This is a genomic window from Acinetobacter sp. 742879 (genome assembly GCF_000588535.1).
Classification (GTDB): Bacteria; Pseudomonadota; Gammaproteobacteria; order Pseudomonadales; family Moraxellaceae; genus Acinetobacter; species Acinetobacter pittii.
Genome location: NZ_JFYC01000004.1, coordinates 88,938 through 110,801, shown reverse-complemented (window position 1 = coordinate 110,801; position 21,864 = coordinate 88,938). Strand labels below are relative to the sequence as shown.

The following is a 21,864-nucleotide window of genomic DNA, read 5'->3' as shown; positions in this document are numbered from 1 at the left end:
GTTAGTAAATAGCTTAAGAGCCGGTGCATATGCACCGGTTTTTTATTGCCTAAAATAAAAGACATTAAAAAAGCCCACTGATGTGAGCTTTTAAAAGATTAAATCTTATCGACCATTGCGGCCACGACCACGTGGTGCTTTGGTATTTGGACGAGTTGTACCATTAGTCTTACGACGTGGTTTCTCGCTTTCATCCATTTGCCAAATACGTTTTGTCCCAGACTTTTTAGCAGAACCATCTTTGTTCTTGCGAACCATTGGTTTGCCACCCGTACCGCCTGGCTTTTTCACGTATGAACGCGAGCGATAAGGCTGTTCAGCTGGTACATCTTTAAAGTCAGGGTAGAGTAATGGTTCAATTTCTTTTACATCACCCGGTCTTAAGCCAAGTTGAACTAAGTCAATTGAGCCAATTTTAGTACGAATTAAACGTAAAGTTGGAAAACCTACTGCAGAAGTCATACGACGAACTTGGCGGTTACGGCCTTCACAAATTGAAATCTCAATCCAAGATGTTGGAATATTTGCACGGTAACGTACGGGTGGATTGCGTTCCCATAACCATTCAGGTTCACTTACTTTAATGGCTTTTGCAGGAAGCGTCATACCATCATTCAGTTCTACACCTTTACGAAGTTGCTCAAGCGCTTCTTCGGTTACATCGCCATCAACTTGAACTAAATACGTTTTGTATTTTTTATTTGCAGGGTTGGTAATGAACTGATTCAGACCACCATGATCGGTTAAAAAAACTAAACCCTCAGAGTCCATATCAAGACGGCCTGCCAAGCGCAAAGTCGGGTCATCAACAAAGTCAGAGACGGTCATGTGCGCTTCGTCTTTACGAAACTGGGAGAGAACGTCATATGGCTTGTTGAGAATCACAATTTTCATAAAAAATGGCTTCTTCTTTCAAATAACTAGAGAAAACATTGAGCTATATTTAAGTGGGAAATTTGCTTATTTCCCACATAAATCTCAAAAAGAATTAAATTCGATTAAGCTATTATGCGTTAATAAAAGTTGAAAGTATTGTTTATCGATAATTATTTTTAGTTAATTAAGTATTATAAAAGGGAGAATCTACACAATGGGTTATCAGAAGATCGTGGTTCCTGCCGACGGCGACAAAATCAAAGTAAATGCAGACCTATCACTGAACGTACCAAATCATCCAATTATTCCTTTCATTGAAGGCGACGGTATTGGTGTGGATATTACACCAACCATGAAAGCAGTCGTAGATGCTGCGATTTTAAAAGCTTACGGTGGCAAACGCTCAATCGAATGGATGGAAGTGTATTGCGGCGAAAAAGCCAATAAAATTTATGGCAACTATATGCCTGAAGAAACTTTTGAAGCACTTCGCGAGTTTGTTGTATCAATCAAAGGTCCTTTAACCACACCAGTAGGTGGAGGTATTCGTTCACTCAACGTTGCATTGCGCCAAGAATTAGATCTATATGTTTGCGTACGTCCAGTGCGTTGGTTTGAAGGCGTTCCATCACCCGTTCAACACCCCGAATTAACCGATATGGTGATTTTTCGTGAAAACTCGGAAGATATCTATGCAGGGATTGAATGGAAAGCTGATTCTGAAGAGGCAAAAAAAGTCATTAAGTTCCTTCAAGAAGAAATGGGTGTCACAAAAATCCGTTTCCCTGAAGGATGTGGCATTGGAATTAAACCTGTATCGAAAGAAGGAACACAGCGTTTAGTCCGTAAAGCCATTCAGTTCGCAATCGAAAATGACAAGCCTTCTGTGACGTTGGTTCACAAGGGCAATATCATGAAATACACCGAAGGCGCATTTAAAGAGTGGGGTTATGAATTGGCTCTAGATCGTTTCGGTGGAGAACTGATTGATGGTGGTCCATGGGTTAAAATTAAAAACCCTAGAACGGGTAAAGACATCATTATCAAAGATGTCATTGCAGACGCATTTTTACAGCAGATTCTCATGCGTCCAGCCGATTACTCTGTGATTGCCACGCTAAATTTAAACGGTGATTATATTTCTGATGCTTTGGCAGCAGAGGTTGGCGGCATTGGTATTGCACCAGGTGCAAATATTGGTGGTGCTATTGCAGTGTATGAAGCAACTCATGGTACTGCACCTAAATATGCGGGACAGGATAAAGTAAACCCTGGTTCTATTATTCTTTCTGCGGAAATGATGCTGCGTGATATGGGGTGGACAGAGGCTGCTGATCTGATCATTAAAGGAATTTCTGGAGCAATTGCAGCCAAAACCGTAACTTACGATTTTGAGCGACTAATGCCGGGAGCAACCTTGTTACGTTGTTCTGAGTTTGGTGATGCGATTATTAAGCACATGGGAGAGTAATCTTCTATAAAAAAGCCCTCGGTTGAGGGCTTTTTTTATTGTAAAAATTCAGAGTGCTTAGTGGTCTTCGTGATGCCGACTTTCTTTTGATAACTCTGATCTATGGCCTGAATAACAAGAACAAAGGCAATTAAAAATAGCGGGAAGAACAGAGATTTCATGATTCGGTTTCTCCGAGGGTTGAGATGAAAGAAGGGCGTACAGGAAGTAAAAGGCAAACCGCAAAGAGAAGAACGGTTCCACCCAAAAGAAAGAGATGTGCATAAGACCAATGCAAATGATGCAAAGTACTAATGACAATCCCACCTAAAAGCTGAGTGCTAGCAAACCCAATAGTGGCAAGGCTCCAAAGCTTTTGATAACGGTGCTCATAAATCTGTAGCAGACTATAAGAACTAATAAATACGGTTGCGGGAGTCAGTAAGCCTGTCAGAAGCGAAGATAAGGCCAGTAAAGATGCGGTATGTGAAAGGAACGGCAAAACAACGGCTAAGCTGTAAATGGTATATAACCATTTAATGGCCTGTATATATTCCACCAGTCGGCTTAAGCAATAAGCGACAAATGCACCAATGCAGCTTCCCACTCCATAGAGAACCCAAAATAAATTCCTTTGTTGTAAGGGGAAATGCAGAGTTCCAGATAAATAATCCATCCAAAACAAAGAGTGTGGAATATATGCAAAGGCACTACACATATAGGCAATAATAATGACAAGGCCTATACGTGATTTTTGTGAGGCTTGTAGAGTAGTAGATTGCGGTTTAAGAATCTGGGCAGTATTACGACTTAATAATCGATAAAGAGTTAAGCTTCCTAATAGAGAAAGACCCGCAAAAATATTCCAAACATAATGAACAGGCATATTTTGAAGTAGAGGAATAATAATAGTGGCGGATAAAACCCCTACACCAATCCCGCTAAATCCTAAAAAGTTAACTTTTAATCTTTGCGTGGTGGGAATGTATTTCATTGCAAAGCTAGGCGCCAAAATCATAAGTAAGCCGCCAGCAATACCTGAAATGGTGCGCCAGAGAACAAACCAAGCCAAAGACATGTGTATAAAAGAACAGCAGAGTAGGCTTAAGCTACCTAAAACCGCCGAAGTTATAATCAAAGCGGGTATAGATTTTTCTTTAATGCTAAACAGTGCCAATAATGCGCCAACCAGATAGCCCAATAAATTTGCACTTCCTAAATAGCTTGCAAAATCATGAGTCCATCCATATTGCACAATCATAATAGGCATGAGTGCGGTATAGGAAAATCTAAAAATACCAATTCCTAGGCAAGTCGCTAAAAAGACAAGCAGGCTCATTCGATAGAATGTAGACATGAGAAATCTCTCAATTTTTTTATTATTAAAAGCGAGTTTATTTATCATTAGAAATGATTTAATATGATATTAATTATCTTGTTTTGAGATAGTGGCATGTTGCTTAAGTCTTTAGAGTTTTTTTTAGCGGTTGCAGAGAGTGGAAGTTTTTCATTGGCTGCACAAAAAATGTGTACGGTTCAATCCAATATCACGAGCCACGTGAAAAAGCTTGAAGAAGAGTTAGGTGTGATTTTATTAAATCGTCATAACCCCGTTACATTAACCAATGCAGGACACCAGCTACATAGTTATGCTGTGCAAATGATCGCACTGCATAATAAAGCGAAGACAATCTTCCGAGAAGGTGATATTGACCCGAATGAAACTATTCGTTTGGGCAGTATGGAAACGACAGCAGCAATACGACTTCCGCAATTGCTTAATGAATGTATGCAGCAACATCCGAATTTGCCGCTTGAACTTCAAACTCACCCGACAGGATATTTGTTAAATGCTGTGCAACAAGGAGAAGTCGATTGTGCTTTTGTCGCTTCTAAATATGTGATTCCAGAGCTATATAGTTTTCCGGTGTGGCAAGAACAACTGGTTTTGGTTTGCCCAAAACAACAAATTGATTTTCCCGACATTGCCACCCTCGCAAAGACTCGATTTATTGCATTTCGACAAGGATGTTCCTATCGGCATGCAATTGAGTTGTTTTTAAATGATCACAGTGTGCCACCTTCGCAAATTATGGAAATGGGCAGTCTGGATGGCATTGTAAGCTGTGTGGAATTAGGTGTCGGTTTTGCTTTATTGCCAAAGTCATATCTGAATAAAGTAGCCGATAAAGTCTCATTAAGTTGTTTTGAAATTAACACTGAATCTGCACATTTCACTACTTATTTGGTCGCCCAGCCTCCTGAAACATGGGGAACCAATTTAAAGCAATTTATTTGTTTTATTGAGCAACAATTTATACAGAAATGCGCTTAATTTTTATACATAAATATCTAACGTAACTTATGTTTTAAAAGTGATATATATGTATGAAAAAGTCATTTTATATTCTCACAGAGGTTTGTAATCATCTTGATGCTATAAAATTGTGGAAAAGGGTAGTTTATATAGGCTGGCTATGGTCAAATATGCCCCCTTGAAAGATGACACAAGCAATAATTTGGAGTTTGGGAATGAATATACCCTTAATCATCAATATTGTGGTTTTTGTCGGGTTAATATTTTTACTCGCCCAAACACGTAAAACGGACTGGAGCTTATCTAAAAAAGTTCTGGCTGGCTTAGTTCTAGGTGTGGTGTTTGGTTTAGGACTACATTTGATTTATGGCGGTGGCCATCCGATTCTTGCTGAATCTATTAGCTGGTTTAATATCGTTGGAAATGGCTATGTAAAACTTTTACAAATGGTCGTGATGCCTTTGGTATTTGTGTCTATTTTGGGAGCGGTGGCAAAATTACACCAAGCCTCATCTTTAGGCAAAATCAGTTTTTATACGATCGGTACTTTACTCTTTACAACACTGATTGCTGCACTGGTAGGGGTATTTGTTACCAACCTGTTTGGCTTGACTGCAAAAGGTTTGGTGCAAGGTGCTGCTGAAACTGCACGCTTAACTGCCATTAATACGGACTATGTAGGCAAAGTTACCGATTTAAGTGTACCGCAGTTTATTCTTTCCTTTATTCCAAGTAACCCATTTGCTGAGTTAACGGGTGCAAACCCAACATCAATTATTAGTGTAGTTATTTTCGCCGTCTTTTTAGGTATAGCAGCGCTTAACCTAATGAAGGACGATCCAGAAAAAGGTCAACGTATTCTGACTGCGATTCAGACGTTGCAGTCATGGGTAATGAAGCTTGTGCGCTTAGTGATGACACTTACGCCGTATGGTGTTTTTGCCCTCATGACCAAAGTCGTGGCAAGTTCAAACGTCGCAGATATTTTAAATCTAGGCGGTTTCTTGGTGGCATCTTATTTAGGTTTAGCCATCATGTTTGTCGTGCATGCCATTATTTTAACCCTGACAGGTGTTTCTCCAGTTAAGTTCTTCAAAAAAGTTGCTCCTGTTCTGACTTTCGCATTTACCAGCCGTTCAAGTGCTGCCAGTATTCCACTGAGCATTGAAACACAAACTCGTCGTTTAGGTGTGCCTGAATCAATTGCAAGTTTCTCTGCTTCTTTTGGTGCCACTATCGGTCAAAATGGCTGTGCGGGTTTGTACCCTGCAATGTTGGCAGTGATGGTTGCACCTACCATGGGTATTAACACCTTAGACCCAATGTGGATTGCATCGTTAGTCGGTATTGTGACCTTAAGTTCAATTGGAGTTGCAGGAGTAGGTGGTGGTGCGACTTTTGCTGCGTTGATTGTGCTTCCTGCAATGGGTTTACCTGTAACGTTGGTTGCACTTCTTATTTCAATCGAGCCACTCATTGATATGGGGCGTACTGCGTTAAACGTAAATGGTTCGATGACTGCTGGTGTTGTTACGAGCCAATTGATGGGTCAGACTGATAAAGAAATATTAAACAGTGAAGATGAAATTGAGTTAACTCAACATCATTAAAAATCAATAAAAAAACGGCTCGCTATTCTGGATGAGCCGTTTTTTTTATATGCATAAATTGCCACTGTGATGTTAATTTTAAAAAAACTGTATCTGTTTTTCTTTTAAATAATTTTCGAAAATAGGCCTATTACAAAAGAGAGCACTATCATGAAAATGTATCAAGTCGATGCTTTTACAAAAGAGTTATTTCGTGGAAATCCAGCCGCTGTCGTTGTTGAAAAAGAGTGGTTAGATGTAGATTTAATGCAGAAGATAGCACTTGAAAATAATTTGTCTGAAACTGCTTTTGTAAAAATTATAGACTCTGAAAACTATGAAATCCGTTGGTTCACGCCAACGGTTGAAGTTGATTTCTGTGGGCATGCCACGCTTGCCAGCGCTTTCGTATTATTTAAAGATTTTACCGAGAAAAAGACCATTAATTTCCATGTTCGAAACTTAGGTCTTTTTGTAGTTCACCAAGATGAAGACGGTAAAATCAGAATGGATTTTCCAATTCGCAAAGCTCATCAAGTTGAAGATTATCCAGCTATTTTACGTCAAGCTTTAACAAAACCTTTTAAAGCAGTTTATCAAAATGTTCAAGCCTACATTGTTGAGTATCAATCAGTACAAGATGTATTAGATGAGCAGCCTGACATGAATTTGCTCAAAGCTCTAGGTAAGAGAACTGCGATTACTACTGCAGGGATGGATGTTGCAATCACCTCAAAAGCCGATCAACAATATGATTGTGTATCGCGTTATTTTGCACCTGTCGCGGGCATTGAAGAAGATCCGGTTACGGGTTCAATTCATACGGCAATAGCGCCATTATGGGCAGAGAAACTCGCTAAAAATAATATTATTGCTTATCAGGCTTCTAGCCGTGGAGGCGTTTTATATTGCAATGTCCTGAATCAGGAACGTATTGAAGTTTCAGGGTATGGGAAGCTTTATATGCAAGCTGAAATTTTTCCTTAAAATATAAGGCCGTTTAAATAAACGGCTTTTTTTTCAAAACTTTACTATGAAAGTTAGTTCAAATTTCCTACTATAGTCCCACAACTATTGATTTTTTATTATTCAAATTAATTGGTATTTATATGTTTATGCAGTTTAAACAACTGACACTCTCCCTATGTATTCTTGGTTTAAGTGCTGCGTCTTGGGCACAAACTACACTAGTAAAAAGTAAGCAAAATATTGAGGAATATAAATTAGATAATGGTTTTCGGATTGTGCTTGCACCGAATGACAAAGAAAATAAAATCTTTATTAATACCATTTATTTAACAGGCTCATTAAATGACCCGCAAGGTAAAAGTGGCTTAGCTCATTTGCTTGAGCACTTGGCTTTTAAGGGGACACAAAATGTTAAAGGGGAAGAATTCCAGCGTCGTTTAGATCAATATACATTGATGACAAACGCCAGCACTGATTATTATTCAACAAAATATACCAATATCGTTCGTCCAGAAAAAACCGCGCTTGATCAGGTACTGTATCTTGAATCTGAGCGTATGGATAAATTAGTTCTTCAAGAAAAGTTTGTTCCTTCCGAAATTGAAATCGTAAAGCGTGAACGTGAAGTTCGCATGGATCAGCCATTTGCTGTGCTGATGGATCAAATGTGGAAGTCAGCCTACGGTAATCAATATTTAGGACGTTTACCGATTGGTGATTTGCCTGAACTTAAATCGATTAAAATGCCTGAATTAAACCAGTTCTATCGTAGCTGGTATGCACCTAATAATGCTGTTATGGTCATTTCAGGTAAATTTGATAAGACTGATGTCTTAAAAACAATAGATCAATATTTTAGTCCAATTGCGGCAAGAGCGGTTCCTAAAACTGTACAGATTCCTGTGCTTGACTCTACAAAAATAAGAAATCGTCAATTCATGGTGAAAAAGGGCAGTGATCTGGCTAAATTCCATATCTATATGAATGGTAAAAATACCAAAATTCAGCCGACACTCGCTTTAGCTCCTTTGTTATATACCATGCAACCAAGTGGTCACCTATACCAAAATATGGTGGAAACAGGTATTACCACAAATGTTGAAGCTAGTACTTGGTTAGACCAAGATTTTAATGTGGTTTTTCTAGGCGCTATTTATTCACCAAGTAATGACCCTAAAAAAGTTGAAAGTTCTTTGTTAGCAGGCATTGAAAAAGGGAAGCCGTTTACTGAAGTTGAATTAAATCGTGTTAAAAGTTTAATGAAAACTCAAGGTGACTTAATCACGAAAGATGCGGTAGCACTTGGGTCACGGTTAAGTGATTACACCGTCGCTGGCGGGCAATGGGATCAATATTTTAAAGATTTAGATTCTGTAGAAAAAGTTAAGCTAGATGATGTGAATCAAACTTTAAAACAGTTCCTTGTGGCTGATCATCGTATTGATGGCGATATTTTGCCAACACCTGAAGACCAGAAAAAAGCGCAACAGCAAAATTCAAAAGAGACACCTAAAACTCTAGATCAGGTCGAAGCAAAGGCCGAGCCTTTAAAAGATCCGAAGGTATATCAACAAGAAGTTGCTGAGTTTTTAAAAACTTCTAAGCAATATGTTGAAAGCAATGAGAAAAAAATTATCCGTGGAAAACTAAAAAATGGAATGAAGTATGCTTTATTCCCAGTTGAAACACGCGATGATCGTACTTATGCAACGATTACGATGGACTTCGGAACAGAAAAATCTTTATTTAATAAAGGTACAGTAGTTGATCTAACCTCATACTTATTGCTCCGTGGTTCTGATAAATACAGTTTGCAAGATATTGCCGATAAATCAATTGATGCAGGCGGTGCGGCTTATGCAAGTGCTGACGGCAATGGCATGACCATTAATATTCAGTCTAAATCAGAAAAATTTGATGAGTTTTTCAAGTTTGTTCTTGATGTGATGAAAAATCCGAAATTTGAACAATCTCAATTTGATTTAATTAAATCGCAAAGTTTATCAAGCCTAGATCGTCCTTATACCGAGCCAGATGTAGTGGCGGGTTTAACACTTTCACGTTTACTTGAAGAATATCAACCGGGTGATTTGCGTTATCACTTCGAACCTGAACTGGCAAAACAGCAGTTGAAAAACGCAACTCAAGAGCAAGTGAAAGAGTTATATGAGCGTTTCTTTGCAATGAACCATGCTCAAATTGCCATTACAGGCGAATTTGATGCGAAGAAGATGCAGAAATTACTGAATCAGGAATTTGGTCGTTGGAACGGTAAGCAACCATATCAAAAAATCTTGATTGATCACGTTGATTTTCCAGCACAGCAAGTTCATGTTCTGTCTGAGCAGCGCGAATTTGGTAGCTACCAAAGTGTCCTTTCAATTCCAGTTGGGAAAAACCATCCAGATGCATCTGCTCTCATTTTAATGAACTATATTTTAGGTGAGTCTCAAATTTCATCACGTTTGGCTCAAGAGCTTCGTGAGAAAAATGCGCTAGTCTATGGTTTTGGAAGTGGGCTGCAACTTGATCGTGACACGAATGTAGGAGCTTTGAGTATTAGTGCAAATTATACTTCAGGTCGCTCAGCACAAGTGTCTGCTTCAATACACAAAGTGTTAAATGACTTGGTTAAAAATGGGGTAACTGAGCAAGAGCTTGAAGCTGCTAAAGCAGATATCATGAAGAAACGAGTTACGGCTTTAGAAGATGAACGTAATATTCATGGCATGTTAAATCTACAGCTTGAAACAAACAAAACATTGCAAGACCGAATTCGTCATGATCAAGAGTTAACTAAATTGACTGTTGCTGACGTTAACAGCGTAATTAAGAAGTATATTAAACCTGAACATTTGGTCGAAGTGATGGCTGATCAATATGGTCAGGCAGCAAAGAAATAAAGTCTTCTCGCAAATAAAAAGCCACTCAAATGTGGCTTTTTATTTGGGTCTTTAAATCATATTAATGATCATGTTTGTGCGCGTGAAAATCTTCATTTTTACGGAAACGTAAATAATTTTCGAATTGTTCACAATATTCATCGAAGTTATCTTCAAGCATCATCTGAAATTGCTGAAGAAGGTAAGACATAACCTGATCTTTTGCATCACGCATTTCATTACCATCTTTAAAGTTATTTGCTGCTACCCATGTATTGAAGCGGGCAGTAGCAAATAACATTGCAGCACTCACTTGACCACGTAGCTCAGCTGGATCAACTTTTTTATCTTTTGGCGGGCGACAAAAATCATTAGCTTGTTTAATAAATTCATCCGCACGCTCAAAGAAAACCGCATTTAACGCTTCTTCTTCAGTAATATCTGTTGCATTAATCTTTTGAGACATGACTTATTCCCGCAAAAATAGAGCTGCTTATTATAGGCAAACGCTTGCGGAAACAAAACCTTTGACTTAGTCTGTAAATAGCCTAAGTATTGGTAGGAGAGACTAATATGCAAGATGCGATTGCTATTCAAAGTTTAAAAACAGATATTGCTTTATTACGCCAGCATGTTTTCCCACCTCAATATTTAGAGCATGTTGAAGGGCTACCGATTTATTATGGCTTGCAAGAAGAAGTCGAAAATTATTACCAACAATGGCAGGGGTTAATTGAAAGAGCACAAGAGCTTTTTCAGCCATTTATGGAAGATGAATTACCAGATGCGATTCATTTGCCAAGCCATTTAAATTTACCGCTATTCTTTTTTCACGTAGACCGAATTCGGATTAATAAAACACGCGCAAAAGAATCTAAAACTTTTCGCGGTGTTGCGAGTCTTATTGAAAAGTGCGGGCAGTTTGAAACAGACCAGATATTTACGATGCAAGAATGGTTGCAAAGTGATGATACCGCGGCTTTGGTTGCTCACCGTGAATTCATCGATTTAAGAACTTATGTGTTTCAACATGGGCAAAGCGAATATACACGTTCACGGTTTTATACCAATGGGATTGTGCTAGGGGTTGAACCGCATTTTAAACTGGTCGATGCTCGTGATAAGCCAAGAAAGCAACGCAGCGATAGCTATAGTGATCCGTTAGCAGATAACGGCGTATGGAAAGTATTTGGTAAATACCGATAAAAAGTCGCTGCACGTTTACAGCGACTTTTTATAAATTACCAGAAAGTTTCAGCCTGACTAAAAGTTTGTAAAGCTTTTGCTGAGCGCTTTTGTAATTGTGGCTGTTTGGCTTTGACCCAACCTAAGGCAAACCAAAAAGACGGATCTTGTTCAACCACATTGTTAAAAATACCTTCTGCAATAAACAAATCGTTATATTGACCTAGAGTATTTTGCACAGGTTGTAGCTGTTTTAAATATTGCTGTACTTTTTTATTTGGATAAAGACTCGAAATAAACTCAACACAATAACGTAACTGCTTAGCTTGCTTTCTTATTTTGTGTTGTTCAGTCACTTCAAGCTCAGAGAAGTGTTCAGCATTACTAATCACTTTATGATGTAACTTATCTAAACTCTTTTTAATGTGTTTTTTTAATCCACCTGTTTTGCTGTCTGAATCTTCTTCTGAATAAGCAAATGCTAATAAATCGAGTAATAGCTTAATCGTGTCCGCAGAGGTAAAGATTGTTGAGAGTTCTTTTGAGGGCTGGGCTGAAACTGGTAGTAAAAGTTCAGGTGAACCGTGTTGTTGAATAATAGGTAACACTTCGGTGCGAATCGCATCTTCATCACGAGTGTCTCCAAGTTTACGGAAAAGCTCAGCAATTTGTTCTTCCCAAACAGGATTTAGCTCGCCTGACCAGCCAGAGAAGTGTTTAAGCGCACTGCGTAAACGACGTAAGCTTACCCGTGCCTGATGGATATGCTCAGCTTCGGCAACTCCATCGGCAATGACAGCCATATTTGGTAAGAATTGCCCTAAACAGTTTTCGACAATCTTTTTTAGAGCCTGTTCAGCAGTAATATCTTTATTTAATGTCAGACTTTTAGCATGAACAGCAGGTGAGGCAGCTAGCCCTAGTGCTAATAAGTTGCCACGTTCGGCTTTACTTCTTACATCAAGCCAAAGTGAGTAACGATTAATCCATTGCTGCGCAAACTGAATTAGAGTTTTCACAGCCCCTTGCTTGAGTTCAAATTCGACTTCACAAATTACACTTTGTGCATCTGCTGTTTTTACGACACCATCATCTAAGCAAACTTCAATCGCTGTATTATCTGCTTCAAACACATGATAGGTGCGCTGTACATCAGTCTCAAACTGCAAACTTAGTTTTTCAGCTTGCGTTCCTAAGGCCGCATTAATTAAATCAGTTACCACTTTATTATCTTGGTATAACTCAAGGTTTAAGTCAGGTTCTTGGTCATATACACCTAAATGAATTTCTTCTTCAACACGGTGGAGATGGCTTTGACCTGCGGCTTTAAATGTTTGTACCCATTGATCATCTTCTTTACGTAAACGTAAGGCCATACCGTTTTTTGCAAGTAGGCGATCTGGCGTGTCGTAATACTTTGCCTGTAAGTGAATGTTCTTTGCTTTGTGTTTTTTTAAGTATTGCTGGACAGTTTTTTTCTTCGATTCAGGTAACTGAAACTTTAGTTCGACTTCGACCATAATATATCTCCCTGAATCAGGTATTTAGACTATCTTGAATAAGTATAATAGCTTAGCTCTAAAAATAATGGTTTTGATAGAGAAAGTTACAATCAAACATATGACGCTACACTTTTATTTAGGTGTACAATCAGGTGACGTTTTGATCAAATAAAAATCAGGAAGATGATCGTGAATGCACCAGTAAACTTTAGCCATGAAGCTCAGCCAGAGTTTGAATTGCCGATTAAAAACTATCAGGAATTTTATCGTTTTTATTTAACTGAACACCGTAACATTATGAGCAGACGCTTACACGTGGTGGGCAGTAGCATTGGTGTATACTTTTTTTCAAAAGCAGTCCGTAAGAAGCAAGCCAAATATGTACTCTATGGTTTGGTAGCAGGCTACGCAAATGCTTGGGTTGGACATTTTGCGTTTGAAAAAAATAAACCTGCCAGTTTTAAACAACCTTTCTATAGCTTTATTTCTGATTGGCGAATGTTGTCTGATGTTGCACGTGGCCGTTTGAGTTTGGTTGATCGTAAGCACGATAAAATTCCGAGTTAATTTTTATTTCTATTCTTAATATACCGATTGGTACTGGTAAGCCTATATCAATCGGTACTTATGATGACTTATAAATCCGTTATACTAGCGAAGTTTTCAAAAGCGAGAGTAGAGTATGCGCGGTTTATACCTCATTACCAATGATGACCCAATCCAACTATTATTAGAAAAACTAGATGCCGCACTCGCAACTCGTCAGGTCGCAATTTTACAGTACCGCCGTAAGAAAATAGACAAAGCAGACCAACCCGCTGAAGTCGAACAAATCAAATTATTGTGTGAAAAATATCAGGTTCCTTTTGTCATTAATGATGACTTAAAACTTGCCGCTCAGTTTGGTTTAGGTGTGCATTTAGGTCAAAGTGACGGTGAAATTACCGATGCAAAATCGCAATTACCAGAAGGCGTCATTATTGGTCGTACTTGTCTGAATTCTTTAGAGCTTGCACAAAAAGCAATTGCAGATGGCGCGACTTATATTGCATTTGGTGCAGTCTATGCGACCTCTACAAAACCTGAAGCGGGTAATGTGGGGATCGAAGTGATTAAGCAAGCAGCAGCCCAATATGATGTACCAATTTGTGCGATTGGTGGTTTAACTGTTGAAAACTCAAAACCAGTGATTGAGGCTGGGGCTGACCTCTGTGCAGTCATTAGTGATATATTAGGCCGATCAACTGCTGAAATTCCTGCCCGTGTACAGGCCTGGGCACAATTATTTTCTTAAGCTTTCAAAATTATTTTTTAGATATTTAAGACGAGCATTTCCATGAGTTTATCTCCAAAGCAAGAACAGTTATTTAAACAAGCCAGCAAACACATTCCAGGTGGTGTGAACTCTCCGGTACGTGCCTTTAATGGCGTTGGAGGAACACCTGTTTTCATCGAGAAAGCAAAAGGTGCTTATTTATGGGATGTCGATGGTAAGCGTTATGTTGACTATGTTGGTTCTTGGGGACCAATGATTTTAGGTCATGCTCATCCAGAGATTATTAAGGCTGTACAAACAGCAGCAGAAGATGGCTTAAGTTTTGGTGCACCAACCGTACACGAAACAACGTTGGCAGATATTATCTGTGAAATCATGCCATCAATTGAATTGGTGCGTATGACTAACTCAGGAACAGAAGCGACCATGACCGCTATTCGTTTAGCGCGTGGTTATACTGGCCGTGACAAAATCGTGAAGTTTGAAGGTTGTTACCACGGCCACTCAGACTCACTTTTAGTAAAAGCAGGTTCAGGTTTACTCACTTTAGGTGAAGGTGAACCGACTTCAAAAGGTGTTCCTGTTGATTTTGCTAAACATACTTTAACGTTACCTTACAACGATATTGCTGCATTAAAAGAATGCTTTGCTAAGTTCGGCCATGAAATTGCGGGTGTCATTATTGAACCAGTCGCGGGTAACATGAATATGGTGAAACCAATTGATGGTTTCTTACAAGCCATTCGCGATATTTGTGATGAATATAAATCTGTATTCATTATTGATGAAGTGATGACAGGCTTCCGTGTTGCTTTAGGCGGTGCGCAATCGGTTTATAACGTTAAGCCAGATTTAACAACTTTAGGCAAAATTATTGGTGCGGGCTTACCTGTTGGTGCATTTGGTGGTAAGCGTGAAATCATGGAATGTATCGCGCCCTTAGGCGGTGTATACCAAGCAGGTACATTATCTGGTAACCCACTTGCTATGCGTGCTGGTATCGAGATGTTTAAACATTTACGCCAACCTGACTTTTACAGCAAATTATCTGCTCAACTTGAAAAGCTACTTGCAGGCTTACAAGCTGCAGCTGATGAAGCGGGTATTCCATTTAAGACTCAGCAAGCTGGCGCAATGTTCGGTCTTTATTTTACTGACCAAGAAGATATTACAAGCTTTGACTCAATGTTGGCATGTGATATTGAAGCTTTCAAAAAGTTCTTCCATGGCATGTTAAAGCGTGGGGTAAACTTGGCACCTTCAGCATTTGAAGCAGGCTTTATTTCATCTGCACATTCTGATGAAGATATTGAATTTACGATTCAGGCTGCAAAAGAAACATTCGCTGAAATGAAGTGAGCAAAAAAGCCCGTGTTAAACGGGCTTTTTAATTTGAGCTATTTTTATATTTGTAGAGAACAATGTTTTATCCCTTACCTCGAAAAATCCAATTAGCTGCAAGTACTTCAAATTGGTCAATTGAGTCAGCGCAAAGTATTTTGCTCATGGTTGGGCTCAATGAGCTTAAACTACGACCAGATTGGTCTGAGCAACCATTGGCGAATCATTTGGAATTGTTGATTAAGCGCGCTCAATCACTCGAAATTCCAATTATTTTTATTGAGACATCTCAGCTTCAACAAACCATGTTGGAGCTTGGTCAGCGTTTGTCATCAAATACTAAAGCCCAAGTTATGATGGCAGGTGATTTGTCGCCTCTGTTTAAACAAGTCATGCAGCTTGTTTTATCGATTACAGATCAGGTCAGTGTTGTAAATGATGCGATCTTGGCGGCTAATCTAGAGCAGCATATCCAATGGGTTGAAAAGATCAGTTTTGACCATATAAAACATTTAAATACGCAGAGCTTAATGCGGTTATGGTCTTTAAGTGCGCCGTCCTCTTATATCTTGTCAGATAAAGGAATCTTATTGGCAATTGCTGAACAGGTGGGGCGACATCCTATGGAGATCCATCCTGAAATTGATTTAAGAAACTACGGACTAGATCAGTCTGCTGTGAATTATCTAGTCGATCTATGGCGTGCAAATGGTGCGAGCTTAAGTGCTGAAGAGATAATGCAAGCACCGACATTGCAATATATTATGCAGTTATTGAAGCCTTGACTGACTATAGACCTCAAGTGATCCATAATATTTGCAAATTCTGCTGTTAATTTACCCGAACGGCATTGTAATTCGGACGTAAGCTTTTTATTATTGCCCGCTTGTTTTTCATCTTACCTTGGGAATACAACTTTGAGTGATTTTCTAAGTGAACATCTGATCTATCGTGATGATGATTTTATGGTGATTCATAAACCTTCGGACATCTTAAGTGTTCCTGGTAAGGGTGATTTACATGATAGCGTTTTGACAAGGTTGGTTGCGATTGAACCTAAAACTTTGCTCATTCATCGTCTAGACCGAGATACTTCAGGTATTTTAGTATTTGGTTTATCGAAGCGCGGTCAAAGTGCAATTGCACGTCAATTTCAAGATCGTCAGACTTCAAAAATATATGAAGCGCTTGTCGCAGGTCATTTAGAGGGTGAGGGGACTGTAGATATTCCTGTCATCTATGACCCAAGCCGACCACCTTTACATATTGTCGACGCTTCTCACAACAAGCCTGCTTTAACACATTGGCAGGCAATAGAACATTTTCAGATTCAGGGACAACCTGTAACTCGTGTGAAATTAACACCAATTACGGGCCGATCTCATCAACTCCGTGTACACATGCAATATCTTGGGCATCCAATTGTAGGTGACACGCTGTATGCAACACCGGAGCAGCAACTTGTTCCGCGTTTATGTTTGCATGCCAAACAGTTAAGTTTTAATCATCCTGTCACAGCAGAAACATTAACTTTTGACTGTCCTGTACCGTTTTAATGTAAAAATTTTAATGCGTGATTTTTTGTAGCAAAGCGATTTAATTGGTTTTTGCTTCAAAATTTTGCTTTAAAGACTACATAAAAAGATGCAAAAATAAGCTAATTTGCATCGTACAATATGTAGTGCGAACTTGAGAGAAAGGTGGAAAAATTGCAGCAGTATGCTATTGGTCAACGTTGGCTATCAGACACAGAAACTGAGCTCGGTTTAGGTGTTCTTATTGATGTAGATGAAAGATCTGTCAGCATTTTATTCCCCAAAAGTGATGAGACACGTGTCTATGCGCGTAACAATGCTCCACTATCTCGTATCATCTTCAATACGAATGATGAAGTTCAAGATCAAGAAGGCCAGAAGTGGATCGTTGAGTCTGTTGAAGATCGTCATGGCGTTTTGCGTTACAACGTTGTTCGTACTTTAGAAAATGGCGAGCAAGAGCGTAAAGCACTCAATGAAACTCGTATTGGTGCGCAAATTCAATTATCTAAACCTTTAGATCGTTTGCTTGCAAGTCAAGTTGACTATAAAGAGTGGTATGACCTGCGTATTGAAGCGATGTTGATGCAAGCACAAATGCAGACCAGTCCTCTACGTGGGATGGTCGGTGCACGTGTTGGCCTGATTCCTCATCAGCTTTATATCGCACATGAAGTTGGTAAACGCTTTGCACCTCGTGTTTTACTTGCCGATGAAGTTGGTTTAGGTAAAACAATTGAAGCTGGTTTAATTATCCACCAACAGCTTAAAACTGGTCGTTCAGAACGAATTCTGATTTTAGTCCCTGATTCTCTTCAGTATCAGTGGATGATAGAAATGCGTCGCCGTTTTAACTTGCAATTCTCTCTGTTTGATTTAACGCGTACCGCATCTATTAAAGAACATGATCCAGAGCTTAACCCGTTCTTAACTGAGCAATGCATTATTGCCAGCGTTGACTTAATGGTTGACCATGATGATTTGCGTGAGCAAGCCATAGAAGCTGGTTTTGATTTGCTCGTAGTCGATGAAGCACATCATTTGATGTGGAGCGAAGAAGAAGGCGGGAATGATCGTTACGATTTAATTGAAGAGCTCGCTGAAAATACAGCAGGGGTACTATTACTCACTGCAACACCTGAACAATTAGGTGTAGAAAGTCATTTCGCACGTTTGCGTTTACTTGATCCACAGCGTTTTAGTAGTTTAGAGCGCTTCTTAGATGAAGAGACTCAATATCAGCAGACTGCAAAAATTGCTGAAGTGCTGATGTCGGATCAAGCTTTAACCCCAGAGCATTTATCTGCTTTAGAAGGCTTATTAGGTCACAGCATTGAAGACCAGCCTGACCAACGCTTTAGAGCAATTCACGAATTATTAGACCGTCATGGTACTGGACGTATTTTATTCCGTAATACACGTGAAGCCATACAGGGCTTCCCAGGTCGTGATTGTCAGCCAGCACCATTACCAGCACCAGAAGATTGGTCAAAAAATGGTAAACTGCGTGAGCAGATGTGGCCTGAAGAAGCACAAATTGATGGTTCATGGATGCAGAATGATCCGCGTGTGCCATGGTTAATGGAAATTTTACGCAAAGATCTTAAGCATAAAAAAGTGCTTTTAATTGCGCGTAGTGGACCAGTAGTTGAATCTTTAGAAAATGTGTTGCGTTTGCATGCAGGTATTCGTACTGCAATGTTCCATGAAGGCATGAGCTTACTTGAACGTGACCAAGCGGCTGCTTATTTTGCTGAAGAAAGCTATGGCGCGCAGATTTTACTGTGTTCAGAAATTGGTTCGGAAGGCCGTAATTTCCAATTCGCCAGTGATCTAATTTTATTTGATCTACCAGCTAACCCAGATGTTTTAGAGCAACGTATTGGGCGTCTAGACCGTATTGGGCAAGAAAACCGTATCCAAATTCATGTGCCATACCTTGTAGGAACAGCTCAAGAGCGTATGTTCCGTTGGTATAACGAAGCACTAAATATTTTCAGCAATATTTCTCCAACAGCACAAACGCTGCAAGAGAATTTTATTGTTGAATTAAAAGACTGTTTACTTGCAGACCAAGGTCAAACATTTGAAGATTTGCTTGAAGAGGTCAATGTTCAACGTCAAGCCTTAGAAGCTGAACTTCAAGCTGGCCGAGATCGTTTACTTGAATATAATTCATGTCGTCCTATTGTGGCACAAGAAATTGTTCAAGCTCTTGAAGACTATGATGACAATACCACGCTACCAATGTTTGTGAAGCGTTTCATGTCATCAACCAATATCGATTTTGATGAGCAAAGTAATGGTACGGTGATTATTAAACCGACCGATCAAATGCAAGTGCAAGGTTTGGCTTTAGACGAAGAAGGTATGACAGCAACTTTCTATCGCGATCAAGCTCAGCTTCGTGAAGATGCTCAATATTTAACTTTAGAGCATCCATTCATTGAAAGTGTTATGGAAATGATCCGTACGCAATCATTTGGTAGTACCAATGTTGCTGTACTCAAATCCAACGCTTTAAAGCAGGGCTCAGTATTAATTGAAGTCTGGTTTAAAGTGGATGTTGTTGCTCCGAAGTCACTGAACTTGCCATCAAGTTTACCGAAACAGCTCATTCGCGTGTTGTTAAGTGAAAATGGTCAGGATTTATCTGAAAAGATTGATCCAACAATTTTAAAACCTTATTTACATCACTTAGATGGTAATAGCTGTCGTCAGGTGGTTAAAGCTCGTCGTGATATCATTGAGCAGCGCTATAAACAAGCGTTAGAAATTGCGAAAGTTGATTTACCGCAGCTTCAGCAACAAGCAAAAGAACATTATGGCAATAAATGGCAATATGAAATTGACCGTTTAACTTATCTCAAACAGTTCAACCCAAGTATTCGTCAAGACGAAATTGAACGTTTACAAAAGCTGCAAAAAGAAGGCTTGAGCTTACTTGATGGTTTAACTGTTACACCAGAAGCAATTCAAGTGTTAGTTGTGGTTAAGCCGTAACTTACCCAAAATAAAAAAAGCGCCGAGAGGGCGCTTTTTTTATACATCGATTTTGAGTTAGATAAGACCAGCGTCTTTTAATTCTAGTTTTAAATAAGCATAAAAAATTGGAGCTGCGATTAAACCGCCTAAGCCAAAAATTGACTCAAATACTAGCATTGCTAATAAAATCTCCCATGCATTTGCATTGATTTTATGCCCAATAATTTTAGCATTAATAAAATATTCAAGTTTATGAACCAAAACGAGATAAAGTAATGCTGCTCCTGCTAGTCCTAGGGAAATGGTAAGAGCTGCAATAAACGTTAAAGTGTTTGAAAGTAGGTTCCCCAAAATTGGAATGAGACCAAACATAAAGGTCAAAATAGTTAATGTTTTGGCAAAAGGAAGGTGAACTCCCCAAAGCGGCAACAAAATAAAGGCGAATAAAATAAAGAGCAGGGTGTTAATCGCTGAAATTTTTATTTGGGCAAAAACAACATTTTTAAATGAAATTGATAATTTTTGAATACGCTGGATAAGCAGTGACTTAAAAACAGGCTGAGGCGTACGGCGATGAAAACCATGTATTGCCACCAAAATACCAATAATTAATCCCATGACCATAGTCACGAAGTTATGCAAAATATCGGAACTGGTGTTTTTTAGAGTAGTCACGTTATCTTTCATAAATGCAAAGATTTCGTCTTTTAGATCTGTCACGCTATCAGGAATATAACCTGGAAGATATTTTGTGATCTCTGCTTGCAAATGAAGTAAGGTTTGATCAACCTTGCTATTAATACTATGTAATCCGACACCTTTTAGATCGTATACAACGAAACTAATTAGACTCGTTATGAAAAACCCAATAAGTGAAATGGTGACAATACTGAGTAAAATACTAATAAAAATACGGGCTCTTTGGCCGTCAATATAACGTTCTACAACTGAACTTAAGCTAATAATAATTTCATAAATGAGAAAGCCTGCAAAAAAACTTGCTAATAAATGTAATGGGATAACCGAAAGCAAAAAGATGCCCATAAGAATGTAGCTTGCAATCAGACTTTGACGATTATTCAAATTTTGCATGTTGATCCCTGAGATCGTTGGGAATATAGGAGAAAGAGCAAACGGAATGATTATTTATACTCTGGCAAGCTATTCGCTTCAATCAGTGAATTATATTTTTATTGGAAAATAGGGGAGTTAGATATAAAAATGGCCTGTTCATCAACAAGCCATTTATTAGATCATTTTAGCGAATTTTTGCTTCATCTAAATGACGTGCGCCTTCTAAAATCATCCGAATCATAATCATGGTTTGTTCAGCAACTTCTGCACGTTGATTGATCGGTAAATCAATCACTTTAGCACCCATGTGAAACACAAGTTGAGTAATTGCTTTTGCAACAAGGTCTGGGTGATACAGGTGATTGTTATTTAAACGCTCAAGACGGATTAAGTCTTCTTGCAACTCTTGCTGAAAAAAGTTGAGCTGGCGGTCTACGGCAGCCTTATAAGAAGCAGAACCTGTAAAACTTTCACGTAGTAATAAACTTAAATTACCTTCATCGGCATCGAGTTGTTGAAGGAAAATATCGACAGAACTACGAATAATACTTTCTTGTAAAGAAGCACGTAGGCGAGCCTGACGAATGATTTTACGTAAAACGATACCTGCGCGGTCAATTAGAGAAATTGCTAATTCATCGATATCTTTAAAATGTCGATAGAAACTATTTGGGGCAATTCCTGCTTCTCGAGCTACTTCACGTAAACTCAATGAAGCAATACTTTTTTGCGGACCAATGAGGTTTAAAGCGGCCTGAAAAAGTTCTTCTTTAGTAATTGTCGCTTTTCTTCCAACAGAACGCGTAGCTGTTTTAATTTCAATGACATCTTGTTGTTGAGGTGTGTCATTCAGGTTCTGAGAAAGTGAAGATTGGGTCATGCT

The 21,864-nt window shown here is 38.9% G+C and carries 19 protein-coding genes; 12 read left to right on the top strand and 7 right to left on the bottom strand.

Annotated features, from left to right (window positions below; translation table 11 throughout):
• Positions 1 to 105: 105 nt before the first annotated feature.
• Positions 106 to 894 carry an rRNA large subunit pseudouridine synthase E gene (locus J690_RS11370; RefSeq protein ID WP_005067912.1) on the bottom strand — a complete coding sequence of 263 codons (789 nt, stop codon included), beginning with the start codon at positions 892 to 894 and terminating at the stop codon, positions 106 to 108.
• Between the two features lie 196 nt (positions 895 to 1,090).
• Between J690_RS11370 and icd the strand changes: the two genes are divergently transcribed.
• On the top strand, positions 1,091 to 2,347 hold the full coding sequence (gene icd / locus J690_RS11365) for an NADP-dependent isocitrate dehydrogenase (protein ID WP_005067916.1): 1,257 nt from the start codon (positions 1,091 to 1,093) through the stop codon (positions 2,345 to 2,347).
• A 35-nt stretch (positions 2,348 to 2,382) separates the two neighbouring features.
• On the opposite strand, the gene J690_RS24585 is transcribed toward icd, so the two are convergent.
• Together J690_RS24585 and J690_RS11360 are read right to left on the bottom strand one after the other, a co-directional pair.
• Entirely contained in the window at positions 2,383 to 2,508 is a 126-nt protein-coding gene (locus J690_RS24585; RefSeq protein WP_080776957.1) for a hypothetical protein, read from the bottom strand.
• A complete protein-coding gene (locus tag J690_RS11360) occupies positions 2,505 to 3,683 on the bottom strand; it encodes a YbfB/YjiJ family MFS transporter (protein WP_032035892.1) in 1,179 nt (392 codons plus the stop codon). Before J690_RS11360 ends, J690_RS24585 begins: the two co-directional genes overlap by 4 nt.
• 96 nt (positions 3,684 to 3,779) lie before the next feature.
• On the opposite strand from J690_RS11360, the gene J690_RS11355 reads away from it, so the two are divergent.
• From J690_RS11355 to J690_RS11340, 4 genes are all read left to right on the top strand, one after another.
• On the top strand, positions 3,780 to 4,661 hold the full coding sequence (locus J690_RS11355; protein ID WP_032035890.1) for a LysR family transcriptional regulator: 882 nt from the start codon (positions 3,780 to 3,782) through the stop codon (positions 4,659 to 4,661).
• Between the two features lie 197 nt (positions 4,662 to 4,858).
• Positions 4,859 to 6,253, top strand: coding sequence for an L-cystine transporter (locus J690_RS11350; protein WP_032035888.1), 1,395 nt, complete (start codon positions 4,859 to 4,861; stop codon positions 6,251 to 6,253).
• Positions 6,254 to 6,403: 150 nt separating this feature from the next.
• Positions 6,404 to 7,219: a PhzF family phenazine biosynthesis protein gene (locus J690_RS11345; protein ID WP_032035886.1), complete on the top strand. Its 816-nt coding sequence runs from the start codon at positions 6,404 to 6,406 to the stop codon at positions 7,217 to 7,219.
• Between the two features lie 122 nt (positions 7,220 to 7,341).
• Positions 7,342 to 10,104, top strand: coding sequence for a M16 family metallopeptidase (locus J690_RS11340; RefSeq protein WP_032035884.1), 2,763 nt, complete (start codon positions 7,342 to 7,344; stop codon positions 10,102 to 10,104).
• 61 nt (positions 10,105 to 10,165) lie between these two features.
• Here J690_RS11340 and J690_RS11335 read toward each other — a convergent pair whose 3' ends face one another.
• Positions 10,166 to 10,549, bottom strand: a complete 384-nt coding sequence (locus J690_RS11335) for a DUF3144 domain-containing protein (protein WP_002118682.1) — start codon at positions 10,547 to 10,549, stop codon at positions 10,166 to 10,168.
• A gap of 107 nt (positions 10,550 to 10,656) precedes the next feature.
• Here J690_RS11335 and J690_RS11330 point away from each other — a divergent pair, with 107 nt between their 5' ends.
• Complete coding sequence (locus J690_RS11330) at positions 10,657 to 11,289, top strand: hypothetical protein (protein ID WP_017387283.1); 633 nt, start codon at positions 10,657 to 10,659, stop codon at positions 11,287 to 11,289.
• A 35-nt stretch (positions 11,290 to 11,324) separates the two neighbouring features.
• Here the strand turns inward: J690_RS11330 and J690_RS24580 are convergent, their stop codons facing one another.
• The gene (locus J690_RS24580) at positions 11,325 to 12,788 is read right to left on the bottom strand and encodes a CYTH and CHAD domain-containing protein (protein ID WP_032035882.1); all 1,464 of its coding nucleotides are present in this window, start codon (positions 12,786 to 12,788) and stop codon (positions 11,325 to 11,327) included.
• Between the two features lie 165 nt (positions 12,789 to 12,953).
• On the opposite strand from J690_RS24580, the gene J690_RS11320 reads away from it, so the two are divergent.
• The 6 genes from J690_RS11320 (at position 12,954) to rapA (ending at position 19,925) form a co-directional block, all read left to right on the top strand.
• The gene (locus tag J690_RS11320) at positions 12,954 to 13,337 is read left to right on the top strand and encodes an Mpo1-like protein (RefSeq protein WP_081405136.1); all 384 of its coding nucleotides are present in this window, start codon (positions 12,954 to 12,956) and stop codon (positions 13,335 to 13,337) included.
• 115 nt (positions 13,338 to 13,452) lie between these two features.
• Positions 13,453 to 14,064 (top strand): thiamine phosphate synthase, encoded by a 612-nt coding sequence (gene thiE / locus J690_RS11315; RefSeq protein WP_032035878.1) that lies wholly within the window; start codon positions 13,453 to 13,455, stop codon positions 14,062 to 14,064.
• A gap of 42 nt (positions 14,065 to 14,106) precedes the next feature.
• A complete protein-coding gene (gene hemL / locus J690_RS11310) occupies positions 14,107 to 15,405 on the top strand; it encodes a glutamate-1-semialdehyde 2,1-aminomutase (RefSeq protein WP_016146072.1) in 1,299 nt (432 codons plus the stop codon).
• 62 nt (positions 15,406 to 15,467) lie between these two features.
• Complete coding sequence (locus tag J690_RS11305) at positions 15,468 to 16,172, top strand: isochorismatase (RefSeq protein WP_032035877.1); 705 nt, start codon at positions 15,468 to 15,470, stop codon at positions 16,170 to 16,172.
• Positions 16,173 to 16,304: 132 nt separating this feature from the next.
• Positions 16,305 to 16,943, top strand: a complete 639-nt coding sequence (locus J690_RS11300) for an RluA family pseudouridine synthase (protein WP_005307342.1) — start codon at positions 16,305 to 16,307, stop codon at positions 16,941 to 16,943.
• A gap of 144 nt (positions 16,944 to 17,087) precedes the next feature.
• Entirely contained in the window at positions 17,088 to 19,925 is a 2,838-nt protein-coding gene (gene rapA, locus J690_RS11295; protein ID WP_032035875.1) for an RNA polymerase-associated protein RapA, read from the top strand.
• 57 nt (positions 19,926 to 19,982) lie between these two features.
• Here the strand turns inward: rapA and J690_RS11290 are convergent, their stop codons facing one another.
• Together J690_RS11290 and fabR are read right to left on the bottom strand one after the other, a co-directional pair.
• A complete protein-coding gene (locus J690_RS11290) occupies positions 19,983 to 20,999 on the bottom strand; it encodes an AI-2E family transporter (protein ID WP_005067939.1) in 1,017 nt (338 codons plus the stop codon).
• A 166-nt stretch (positions 21,000 to 21,165) separates the two neighbouring features.
• Positions 21,166 to 21,861, bottom strand: coding sequence for an HTH-type transcriptional repressor FabR (gene fabR, locus J690_RS11285; RefSeq protein ID WP_002118668.1), 696 nt, complete (start codon positions 21,859 to 21,861; stop codon positions 21,166 to 21,168).
• Positions 21,862 to 21,864 lie beyond the last annotated feature (3 nt).

Bases quoted from the DNA above. Each gene is read 5' to 3' on its own strand.
- fabR (WP_002118668.1), bottom strand. From the start codon at position 21,861: ATGACCCAATCTTCACTTTCTCAGAACCTGAATGACACACCTCAACAA.
- J690_RS11360 (WP_032035892.1), bottom strand. From the start codon at position 3,683: ATGTCTACATTCTATCGAATGAGCCTGCTTGTCTTTTTAGCGACTTGC.
- J690_RS24585 (WP_080776957.1), bottom strand. From the start codon at position 2,508: ATGAAATCTCTGTTCTTCCCGCTATTTTTAATTGCCTTTGTTCTTGTT.
- J690_RS11370 (WP_005067912.1), bottom strand. From the start codon at position 894: ATGAAAATTGTGATTCTCAACAAGCCATATGACGTTCTCTCCCAGTTT.
- J690_RS11320 (WP_081405136.1), top strand. From the start codon at position 12,954: ATGATCGTGAATGCACCAGTAAACTTTAGCCATGAAGCTCAGCCAGAG.
- J690_RS11290 (WP_005067939.1), bottom strand. From the start codon at position 20,999: ATGCAAAATTTGAATAATCGTCAAAGTCTGATTGCAAGCTACATTCTT.
- J690_RS24580 (WP_032035882.1), bottom strand. From the start codon at position 12,788: ATGGTCGAAGTCGAACTAAAGTTTCAGTTACCTGAATCGAAGAAAAAA.
- J690_RS11355 (WP_032035890.1), top strand. From the start codon at position 3,780: ATGTTGCTTAAGTCTTTAGAGTTTTTTTTAGCGGTTGCAGAGAGTGGA.
- hemL (WP_016146072.1), top strand. From the start codon at position 14,107: ATGAGTTTATCTCCAAAGCAAGAACAGTTATTTAAACAAGCCAGCAAA.
- icd (WP_005067916.1), top strand. From the start codon at position 1,091: ATGGGTTATCAGAAGATCGTGGTTCCTGCCGACGGCGACAAAATCAAA.
- thiE (WP_032035878.1), top strand. From the start codon at position 13,453: ATGCGCGGTTTATACCTCATTACCAATGATGACCCAATCCAACTATTA.
- J690_RS11340 (WP_032035884.1), top strand. From the start codon at position 7,342: ATGTTTATGCAGTTTAAACAACTGACACTCTCCCTATGTATTCTTGGT.
- J690_RS11330 (WP_017387283.1), top strand. From the start codon at position 10,657: ATGCAAGATGCGATTGCTATTCAAAGTTTAAAAACAGATATTGCTTTA.
- J690_RS11350 (WP_032035888.1), top strand. From the start codon at position 4,859: ATGAATATACCCTTAATCATCAATATTGTGGTTTTTGTCGGGTTAATA.
- J690_RS11345 (WP_032035886.1), top strand. From the start codon at position 6,404: ATGAAAATGTATCAAGTCGATGCTTTTACAAAAGAGTTATTTCGTGGA.
- J690_RS11335 (WP_002118682.1), bottom strand. From the start codon at position 10,549: ATGTCTCAAAAGATTAATGCAACAGATATTACTGAAGAAGAAGCGTTA.
- J690_RS11305 (WP_032035877.1), top strand. From the start codon at position 15,468: ATGTTTTATCCCTTACCTCGAAAAATCCAATTAGCTGCAAGTACTTCA.